Origin of the sequence: Nocardia carnea, assembly GCF_029868855.1 — a bacterium.
Classification (GTDB): domain Bacteria; phylum Actinomycetota; class Actinomycetes; order Mycobacteriales; family Mycobacteriaceae; genus Nocardia; species Nocardia carnea_A.
The window spans coordinates 1-8,899 of sequence record NZ_JARWOV010000214.1; the positions used below are offsets into that span (position 1 = coordinate 1).

The 8,899-nt window shown below is 67.0% G+C and carries 10 protein-coding genes; 4 read left to right on the forward strand and 6 right to left on the reverse strand.

Going from position 1 to position 8,899, the window contains the following annotated elements; translation table 11 throughout:
* Nucleotides 1-177: 177 nt before the first annotated feature.
* Nucleotides 178-573: a hypothetical protein gene (locus QH195_RS20710; RefSeq protein WP_280436658.1), complete on the forward strand. Its 396-nt coding sequence runs from the start codon at nt 178-180 to the stop codon at nt 571-573.
* A 115-nt stretch (nt 574-688) separates the two neighbouring features.
* Here QH195_RS20710 and QH195_RS20715 read toward each other — a convergent pair whose 3' ends face one another.
* Both QH195_RS20715 and QH195_RS20720 read right to left on the reverse strand, forming a co-directional pair.
* On the reverse strand, nt 689-1,108 hold the full coding sequence (locus QH195_RS20715) for a hypothetical protein (RefSeq protein WP_280436659.1): 420 nt from the start codon (nt 1,106-1,108) through the stop codon (nt 689-691).
* A gap of 89 nt (nt 1,109-1,197) precedes the next feature.
* Nucleotides 1,198-2,199, reverse strand: a complete 1,002-nt coding sequence (locus tag QH195_RS20720; protein ID WP_280436660.1) for an NAD(P)/FAD-dependent oxidoreductase — start codon at nt 2,197-2,199, stop codon at nt 1,198-1,200.
* A gap of 92 nt (nt 2,200-2,291) precedes the next feature.
* Here QH195_RS20720 and QH195_RS20725 point away from each other — a divergent pair, with 92 nt between their 5' ends.
* Both QH195_RS20725 and QH195_RS20730 read left to right on the forward strand, forming a co-directional pair.
* A complete protein-coding gene (locus QH195_RS20725; RefSeq protein WP_280436661.1) occupies nt 2,292-2,870 on the forward strand; it encodes a helix-turn-helix domain-containing protein in 579 nt (192 codons plus the stop codon).
* 314 nt (nt 2,871-3,184) lie between these two features.
* The gene (locus tag QH195_RS20730; protein ID WP_280436662.1) at nt 3,185-4,585 is read left to right on the forward strand and encodes a class II fumarate hydratase; all 1,401 of its coding nucleotides are present in this window, start codon (nt 3,185-3,187) and stop codon (nt 4,583-4,585) included.
* A gap of 260 nt (nt 4,586-4,845) precedes the next feature.
* On the opposite strand, the gene QH195_RS20735 is transcribed toward QH195_RS20730, so the two are convergent.
* From QH195_RS20735 to glpX, 3 genes are all read right to left on the reverse strand, one after another.
* Complete coding sequence (locus tag QH195_RS20735; RefSeq protein WP_280436663.1) at nt 4,846-5,703, reverse strand: acyl-ACP desaturase; 858 nt, start codon at nt 5,701-5,703, stop codon at nt 4,846-4,848.
* A gap of 223 nt (nt 5,704-5,926) precedes the next feature.
* A complete protein-coding gene (locus QH195_RS20740) occupies nt 5,927-6,556 on the reverse strand; it encodes an LGFP repeat-containing protein (RefSeq protein WP_280436664.1) in 630 nt (209 codons plus the stop codon).
* A gap of 228 nt (nt 6,557-6,784) precedes the next feature.
* On the reverse strand, nt 6,785-7,828 hold the full coding sequence (gene glpX, locus QH195_RS20745) for a class II fructose-bisphosphatase (RefSeq protein WP_280420581.1): 1,044 nt from the start codon (nt 7,826-7,828) through the stop codon (nt 6,785-6,787).
* Nucleotides 7,829-7,960: 132 nt separating this feature from the next.
* Here glpX and QH195_RS20750 point away from each other — a divergent pair, with 132 nt between their 5' ends.
* Nucleotides 7,961-8,530, forward strand: a complete 570-nt coding sequence (locus tag QH195_RS20750) for a DUF4245 domain-containing protein (protein ID WP_280436665.1) — start codon at nt 7,961-7,963, stop codon at nt 8,528-8,530.
* A gap of 4 nt (nt 8,531-8,534) precedes the next feature.
* On the opposite strand, the gene QH195_RS20755 is transcribed toward QH195_RS20750, so the two are convergent.
* Complete coding sequence (locus QH195_RS20755; protein WP_280420579.1) at nt 8,535-8,768, reverse strand: exodeoxyribonuclease VII small subunit; 234 nt, start codon at nt 8,766-8,768, stop codon at nt 8,535-8,537.
* Between the last annotated feature and the right edge of the window lie 131 nt (nt 8,769-8,899).

The following is an 8,899-nucleotide window of genomic DNA, read 5'->3' on the forward strand; positions in this document are numbered from 1 at the left end:
CACTCCGTCCTCACGGTTACGGGCGACCCGGACCACATCGTCGCGGAACTCCTGGGGATAGGGCTTGGGCACGATGACATCCTTCCAGGTTCGCCTGTCGGCGAACCAGATCGATGTCACCTATCCGTGCAGCAGCCCCGACTGGTGTACTCGGCGCCTGCGATTGCTGTGGCGGCCGTGGTTCCTGCCGTTCCGATAATCGCGTATCTCGGCCATTTGCTGTCCTGGTCGATTCCGGCGCATCCCACCATCCTCGACACCGGCGGCCTGCACTCGCCGAAGGACGGAGTGCGGATCGGCTGGGAAGCGCTGCGCGAGATCAGGATCGTCCCCCTCCGGGCGACAGCCCGCGACCGCAGACCGGTGCTTGCCTTCGTACTCCACGACGACCAGATCTACCTGCGCCAACTCCCTCGCTGGCAGGCTCTGCTCGGGAAGTTGAACAAGAAGACCTCCCTCTCGCCGCTGGTCCTCGTGGACGGTATGTATGACAAGTCGATGGAGGAGGTCGCCGCATCGGCAGCCGCACTGTCGGGTATCCCCGTATCCACGGCGCCGAGACAACTCCAGTAGTTGCAGTCGGATCGCAGTATGCGGCGTGATGCGCCAGTAGCAGTGTGATCGACCCGATTGTGCGTTCGAGGGAACACATGGCGGCTGAGGTCGTATCAGCCGCCATGTGTTTCGTTCAGCGGGCCATTCGTGCCCGGTCGAGGAGTATGAGGGGGATAGCGGTCGCGGCGAGGGCGGCTCCGATCAAGCACACCGATGTGAGAGCGGCCCCCTGTGTGAGTGGAGCGGCTGCCAGAACGGGCGTGATGCTGATGCCCAGCTGGAATGCTGACACGGTGGTTGCGCCGGCGAGGGTCGGGGCGTCGGCTGCGATCGCGAAGACGCGGCCGTAGACGGCGGGGTTCAGCACGAACGCGACGACGCCCAACGCGGTCCGGCGAGGCCAGCGCAGACTGAGCACGGCCAACGGTGGCCCGCCGAGCACGACCCCCAGCGCGAACGCGGTGATCAGAAGCCCGGCCGAGGCGAGCGTGGTGTCCAGATCGGCGGCGACCGCAGGCAGTACACCTGCCAGCAGGAATTCCGCGCTTCCCATGGCAAACAGGCTGAACCCCAGCAGGTAGACACCGGCCGGTAGCCGTTGGGAGCGACTGGTTCGAGAACTCTCTGTATCGGTGCTTACCATCAGCTCGCCCCTCCGACGTCGAGCAGGTCGGCCGAGACGGCAGCAGACAGCTCCTGGTCGAGCAGCCAGCCGGTCATCCCGATGGCCGCAGTCGAGCCCGCGCCCGCGGCGCCGATGACTTGGGCCCGGGGGTTGACCACGTTCCCGGCCGCCCAGAGCCCGGGGCAACTCGTGGCGCCTTGGGAGTCGACGGCAACGAGTCCGCTCACCGGGTCCCTGGTTGCGCCCAGCTCGGTCAGGATCGCATCGTGGGGCGCTGGGCGAGGCGCCACGAAGATGGCTGAACACTCGACTGTCTGGCCGTTGTCGAGCTCGATCGCGACCGGGTTCCCGGCCACGGTGTCGGCGCCCGTCACTACCCGCGTGACGCCCGCATCGATCAGGCGCACGCCGTACGACGTGAGACGCTGCCGCTCGGTAGCACTGACCTCGATGCCATTGACGCAGAACGTCACCGACGAACTGTAGCGGCGCATCAGCGCGGCAAGATGTTTCGATGCCGCTTCCATCGCGCTGCCGATCACGGCGATGGTTTGCCCCCGCACTTCGTAGCCATGGCAGTGGGGGCAGTGATGTACCTCCGACGCCCACCGCTCGGACAAGCCCGGGATGTCCGGTAGCTCGTCGGTCAGCCCGGTGGCGATCAGCAGCGACCGTGCGCGCAGGGCGCGGCCGTCGTCGAGCTGTAGCCCGAACGTGCCGTCCGGTGCGTGCCGTACGTCGGAAACCGCTGCCCGCGCGAGCCTCCCGCCGTAGCGGGCCAGTTCAGCTTGCCCGGTCGCGAGGAACTCTCTCGGCGCCATGCCATCCCGGGTCAGGTACCCGTGCACATGGTCGGCGGGCCCGTTCCGGGGTGCACCGCCGTCAACGACCAAGGTCGCGAACTGCGCTCTCGCGAGCACGATGCCGGACGATAAACCTGCGGCTCCACCACCGACGACGATTGCGTCCCACAGCACATCTACCACCGATCCATCGGTTGGATCTGTTGTTGCGTCCATTCGGATCACCTCCCTCGACAGCATCGGGGCATACAACCGATATCGACAAGCATCGTTGCCGATTCCGGGACACATTTGGTTGACTGCAACCCATGGACGAGCAACCGACCGTCGGTGCCGTGATCGAGCAGATCGCTCCTCGCCTGCGGCACGCCCGCGAGAAGAAGGGCGTCAGTCTGGCCGACCTCGCGCGCGCCACCGGCATCTCGACCAGCACGCTGTCGCGTCTGGAATCAGCTCAGCGCAAGCCGAGCCTGGAACTTCTCCTGCCGATCACCGCAGCGCTCGGCATCCCCTTCGACGAGATAGTCTCCGCGCCCCGGATACTCGATCCTCGCGTGCCGCAGCAGCCCACCACGACAGGCGGCCGAATCCTGATTCCGCTGTCGCGGCATCAGGGCGAACCACGCGCCTACAAGATGACCATTCCCGCGCACGACGAACAGCCCCATCTGCGGACCCACGCAGGCTACGAATGGCTCTACGTTCTCCGGGGACAACTCCGCGTGAAACTGGGCGACCACGACTTCATCATGGGAACAGGTGAAGCAGCCGAATTCGACTGCCAGATCCCGCACTGGTTCGGTGCCGCCGGACGCGGCAGCGTCGAAGTACTCAGTCTCTTCGGAAAACAGGGCGAACGCATCCACCTGCGCACCCCACGGCGCTGACGCAGGATCACGTGTGGTCCGTGGGTCGCCCCTGCGCTCGCACGACCCAGCGTCAAGAATGTCCTTCCCCGCAACAACGAGCCTGCCGAGGTAGACGATCTCCCCGAAATGTGCGCGGAAGCCAGCAGCATTTCGCCATTGCCATCACGTTTTGCGATGACTCGACCAGTTGCAGACGTGGCTGAGGAGGGCACTCGAAGTTGTCGAGGCCGGGGAACTGCTCGTTTGGCGGGCGGGCCTTCCCGACTCTCCGGGTGACTCAGAACGCACGCGTGGCACGCCAACTTCGCGCGGGTCCGGCATAGGCTCGGGTTATGAGCGAGGAGACGCAGTATCGCATCGAGCACGACACCATGGGCGAGGTCCGGGTTCCGGTGGATGCGCTGTGGCGGGCGCAGACGCAGCGGGCGGTGGAGAATTTCCCGATCAGCGGGCGCGGGCTGGAGCGGGCACAGATCCGGGCGCTCGGGCTGCTGAAGGGGGCCTGCGCTGTAGTCAACCGGGATCTCGGTCTGCTCGACGCGGAGAAGGCCGATGCTGTGATCGCGGCCGCCGCGGAGATCGCCGAGGGGCGCCACGACGACCAGTTCCCGATCGATGTGTTCCAGACCGGGTCGGGGACCAGTTCCAATATGAACGCCAACGAGGTGATCGCCTCGATCGCGGCGAACAACGGGGTCACCGTGCATCCGAACGATCACGTGAACATGTCGCAGTCGTCGAACGACACCTTCCCGACCGCCACCCATCTGGCGGCCACCGAGGCCGTGATCAAGGATCTGCTGCCGGCGCTGGAGCATCTGCGGCTCGCGCTGCTGGACAAATCCGAGGAGTGGCGGACGGTGGTGAAATCGGGTCGTACACATCTGATGGACGCCGTGCCGGTGACGCTGGGGCAGGAGTTCGGTGGATATACGCGGCAGGTAGCGGCGGGGATGGAAAGGTTGCTGGCGACGTTGCCGCGGCTGGGGGAGCTGCCGATCGGCGGGACGGCGGTCGGTACCGGCTTGAACGCGCCCGCCGGTTTCGGCACAAGGGTGGTGGCGGAGCTGGTGCGTACCACCGGGATCGACGCGTTGAGCGAAGCCGAGGATCATTTCGAGGCGCAGGCCGCGCGAGACGGCCTGGTGGAGGTTTCCGGGGCACTGCGCACGGTCGCGGTGAGCTTGACGAAGATCGCCAATGACATCCGCTGGATGGGATCCGGGCCGCTGACCGGGCTGGGGGAGCTGCAGTTGCCGGATCTGCAACCCGGGAGTTCCATCATGCCCGGCAAGGTCAACCCTGTTCTGCCCGAGGCGGTTACACAGGTGGCGGCACAGGTTGTCGGTAACGACGCCGCGGTGGCGTTCGCCGGGGCGGGCGGGCATTTCGAACTGAATGTCTACATTCCGGTGATGGCGCGCAATGTGCTCGAATCGATTCGCCTGCTGGCGGCGGTATCCCGGCTGTTCGCCGACCGGTGTATCCACGGACTCACCGCGAATGCCGAACGGCTGCGCACGCTGGCCGAATCCTCGCCTTCGATTGTGACGCCGTTGAATTCGGCGATCGGATACGAGGAGGCCGCGGCAGTGGCCAAACAGGCGCTGCGGGAGGAGAAAACGATCCGGCAGACGGTGATCGACCGGGGGCTGGTCGGCGACAAGCTCAGCGAGGAAGAACTGGACCGGCGTCTGGATGTGCTGTCCATGACCAATATCGACAAAGACTGACGCCGGCGGCTCGCGGAAGTCGATTCGAAGTTGCGGGCGGCCGGAATTCACCGCCCGGACTTCGACGGTCGGGCCGCTTATGTCGGAATCGGCACATTACAGCGATTTGCCGGCCGCGCTGGTTCGCAGTCGCTACGAATATCGCGCCGCAAATGGCCGCGCGACGACCGCCTGCCGCGGCGGAGCGCTATGGCAGGCCGTGGCTGCGTACCGCACCCCCTGGTGTACCGGGGCCGATGGACGGCCGGCCCCGGCGGCGGTCAGGAGCGGAAGCGGTCGAGCTCGGCCCGCGCCGCATCGCCGGCTTCACCGAGATCGGTGCGGCCGAATATATTCCAGCGCTGCAGCAGCGGTGCGAAAACCAGTTCGTCCTGTTTCGCCGGATCGTAGATCCCGGCCTCGGCCAGCACCTCGTCGCTGCTGCGGCCGTCGGGCAGGGTGACCGAAGGTACCCGGAACGCGGCGATCTGGTCGGCAACGGCACGCATGGCCTGATCCGGCGCCTGATCGAAACCGGCCGCGAGGAGATCGGCGAAGACCTCCGCTTGGGTTTCGTCGTCCTGCGCGATCCGCTCGCTGATGGCGGTGATCAGCTCGTTCTCCCCGAGCGCCGCGGTATTGCGGTGCCGGATGGCGGAGGCCTTCTCCTCGAACGCGCAGGCGGCCAGCACATCGAGCAGGTGCATCGGTGCGCGGCGGAAGCCGGTGGTCATATGCCCCATACGCAACCGTTCCAGTTCCACCGGATCGCAGGCGCGGGTGGTCATCAGATAGTTGCGGATCAGGACGGAATGCCGGGCTTCCTCGGCGGTCCAGCGGCCCACCCAGCGCCACCACGCGCCGGTCCGCAGATATTTGCCGACCTCCCGGTGATAGGAGGGCAGATTATCGGCGATGAGCACACTCACCGTGAGCGCCGTGCGTGCCGTATCGCTCAGCCGGGACTGGGCGGGGTCCCAATCCTCGCCACCGAGGAAGGCGAAATTGCGTCCGTCGTCCCACGGGACGTAGTCGTGCGGCTGCCATTCATCGGCGGTTTCCGTATGGCGCCGTATGGTCAGTTCCACGTCGACCGCGAGGGATTCCAGCAGGTCGCGGTCGGTCAACAGATTCTGCACGCACACACGGTAGCGGGTCGGGCGGGAGATCGGGTGAGTGCCGGGTCGTGTTGGGATCTATCGGTCACGGGTCGGATTCCGGTGGTGATCACGCACTGTTCCCGAAGCGGCCGGAAAGTGACCGCGAATTCTGCTCGGGCGACGCCGCGGCGACGCTTTTCGGCCGAATTCGCGCGGGCAGCAAAAGGGGCGCCCGCGTCGGCGAGCGCCCCGGTGCCCGAACTCAATTCTGCGTGACCGTGGTGGAACGGTCGGAGGAGTTCCAGGTGATGGTGCCGCCCTCGAATTCGCTCATCTTGCCCTCCGGGGCGTCCTGCTCGTCCGAGGTCGGGAACCCGAGTTCGCCCTCGGCGCCGCCGTTGGCCTCCCATGCCTCCCGGATATCGCCCCACACGATGTGGGCGCCGGTTTCCTCACTGAAGAAAATGGTGCCGCCGACGAAGTTCTGATAGCGGCCACCGTCACCGGCGACCTGCTCCTCGCCCTCGGGCATACCGAGCGTGCCGGCCGGGCCGCCCGCCTCGTTGTACTTCTGATAGATGCTGCCGGACACCGTGACCTCGGTGCCGTCCGGCGTCTGCACCGTGGTTTCGCCGGCATCGGCGTTGGGATCCTGATCGGGAGTGGGCGACCCTTCGGCGCCGGTGGTTTCGGTGGGTGACCCCTCCGCTCCCGGCGACCCGGTCGGCGTGTTGCCCTCACCGGTGTTGTCGCCGGGCATCACCTGCGAGGTGAGCGAACCGACGGTATCCGATACCGAGGTGTCGTCGTCGTCGCCGCAGCCCGCAACCAGCAGGCCCGCGGCCGCGAGCGCAATGGTGAATCCTGCTGAACGTCGAGCGAAGTGGTGCATGTCCATCCTCTCGCGACAGGCCGGTGTGATCCGCGGCCGCGGCCGCGTGGCTCATCACTCCGGCTCATTGAGGTGGCAACGCAACGGTTAACCAGCGTGAGATCCGTGGCGCCACCACCTTCGGTGGTCACGGGGATCGTACCCGCAAACGACAGGCGCAGGACTGTATGCCCGAAATTTGCTGCGGTGGGGTGTGCCGACGCGCTGATCGCGCGTCGGCATCCGTCGTCACGGCAGCGGCGGATTGGCGTGCTCGTCGCCGTGGAAATCGACCGAGGAGTACTCGCGGAGCTTGGTGAGCCGGTGGTAGGCATCGATCATCCGGACGGTGCCCGATTTCGACCGCATGACGATCGACTGGGTGGAGGCACCGCCGCCGTAGTACCGGACACCGCGCAGGAGGTCGCCGTCGGTGACGCCGGTGGCGCAGAAGAAAACATTGTCACCGGACACCAGGTCCTCGGTGACGAGCACCCGGTCCAGATCGTGGCCGGCGTCGATGGCCTTCTGGCGTTCTTCGTCGTCCTTGGGGGCGAGTTTGGCCTGCAGCGCGCCACCCATACAGCGCATGGCGGCGGCGGCGATGATGCCCTCGGGAGTGCCGCCGATGCCGACGAGGATATCGGTACCGGAACCGGATCGGGCGGCGGCGATGGCGCCGGCGACGTCGCCGTCGGAGATCAACCGGATCCGGGCGCCGGCGTCGCGGACCTCCTGGATCAGGTCGGCGTGCCGGGGCCGGTCCAGGATGCAGACGGTGATATCGGACACCGACGCGCTCTTGGCCTTGGCGACCTTGCGGATGTTGTCCGCCATCGGCGCCGATATATCGATCACGTCGGCCGCATCGGGGCCGACCGCGATCTTGTCCATATAGAACACGGCCGAGGGATCGAACATGGCGCCGCGCTCGGCGACCGCGAGCACCGAGATGGCACCCGGCGAACCCTTCGACATCAGCGTGGTGCCGTCGATCGGATCGACCGCGAAGTCCACTTCGGGGCCGGTGCCGTCACCGACGTTCTCCCCGTTGTAGAGCATGGGCGCCTCGTCCTTCTCGCCCTCGCCGATCACCACGACACCGCGCATCGACACCGAGCTGACCAGCTGCCGCATCGCATCGACGGCCGCTCCGTCGCCGCCCTCCTTGTCACCGCGGCCCACCCAGCGGCCCGCCGCCATCGCACCGGCCTCGGTGACGCGGACGAGTTCGAGCGCGAGGTTGCGGTCGGGCGCCTCGCGGCGGCTGGAAGGGGTCGCGGATGCCGTCATAGCGGGTGCCTCCTTGGCGTCGGAACTTCGGGGTAATTGTCGCATTGACCGGTTCCACGGAAATGATCAGCTGGTACGGCAGTACCGGGGGCGGGGCGGGGTGGTGCCTCTACCACGATGGATACTGGGAGCGTGCCGAACAAGAAGCCACGCATCATGAACGACTATCGGGATCTTTTCTGGTCGCTGATCCCGTTGGTGCTGATAGCCGTGGTCTTCGCCGGGCTCACCAGCCAGTGCAGTTTCGCCGCGAACGGTCCGACACAGGGAACTGTCCCCAGTTTCGACGCCGCCACCGCCCTGCGCTCGGACGCACAGAACCTCCGGTTCCCGGTGCGGGAACCGGCGCTGCCGGAGAACTGGAAACCGAACTCGGGCAGTCGCGACACCATCACCGCCGCTGGTGGCGGAACGGTGAGCACGATCGGCTACATCACCGGTGCCGGCACCTACATGGAACTGAACCAGAGCGACGCCACCGAAGAGGTGCTGCTGGATCATGTCGTGGGCCGCCGATATGCCACCGGCACCCACGAAACGGGCGGGGAGAAATGGGTGGTGTACGACGAACCGGACGCCGAACCCGCGTGGGTCGCCGATTTCGGGGACAGCCGGGTGCTGATCCGGGGCGCGGGGGATACCGCGGCCTTCGAGACGCTGGCCGCAGCGGTCACGGCCGCGAAGCCGCTGCCGTCCCGGTAGCCGGCTATTCCCGGTCGGATTCGGCGAGCGCCTTCTCGATCCGTTGCCGGGCGCCGGCCAGATGCTCCTCACACCGGTTGGCCAGGGCTTCGCCGCGTTCCCACAGGGCCAGGGCGTCGTCGAGATCCATACCGCCCTGCTCCAGCATCTTCACCACGTTGACCAGTTCGTCACGGGCGCGTTCGTAGCCGAAGCCGGCGATCTCGGCCAGCTCGTCGGCGGCGCTGGTATCGGGCACGGTCAGGTCCTCTCGGTGTCGTCGGGGTGCGGAACGGTGGAACCGGCCGCCTCCGGCCGGGTGGTATCGGGGGCTGCCGGCGCGGCGCCGCGCCCGGGGGGGGGCCGCCCCCCCCCCCGCGGCCGCGGGGC

Excerpts from the sequence above, each read along its gene's own strand:
- QH195_RS20720 (WP_280436660.1), bottom strand. The coding sequence starts at position 2,199 with ATGGACGCAACAACAGATCCAACCGATGGATCGGTGGTAGATGTGCTG.
- QH195_RS20730 (WP_280436662.1), top strand. The coding sequence starts at position 3,185 with ATGAGCGAGGAGACGCAGTATCGCATCGAGCACGACACCATGGGCGAG.
- QH195_RS20740 (WP_280436664.1), bottom strand. The coding sequence starts at position 6,556 with ATGCACCACTTCGCTCGACGTTCAGCAGGATTCACCATTGCGCTCGCG.
- glpX (WP_280420581.1), bottom strand. The coding sequence starts at position 7,828 with ATGACGGCATCCGCGACCCCTTCCAGCCGCCGCGAGGCGCCCGACCGC.
- QH195_RS20725 (WP_280436661.1), top strand. The coding sequence starts at position 2,292 with ATGGACGAGCAACCGACCGTCGGTGCCGTGATCGAGCAGATCGCTCCT.
- QH195_RS20715 (WP_280436659.1), bottom strand. The coding sequence starts at position 1,108 with ATGGGAAGCGCGGAATTCCTGCTGGCAGGTGTACTGCCTGCGGTCGCC.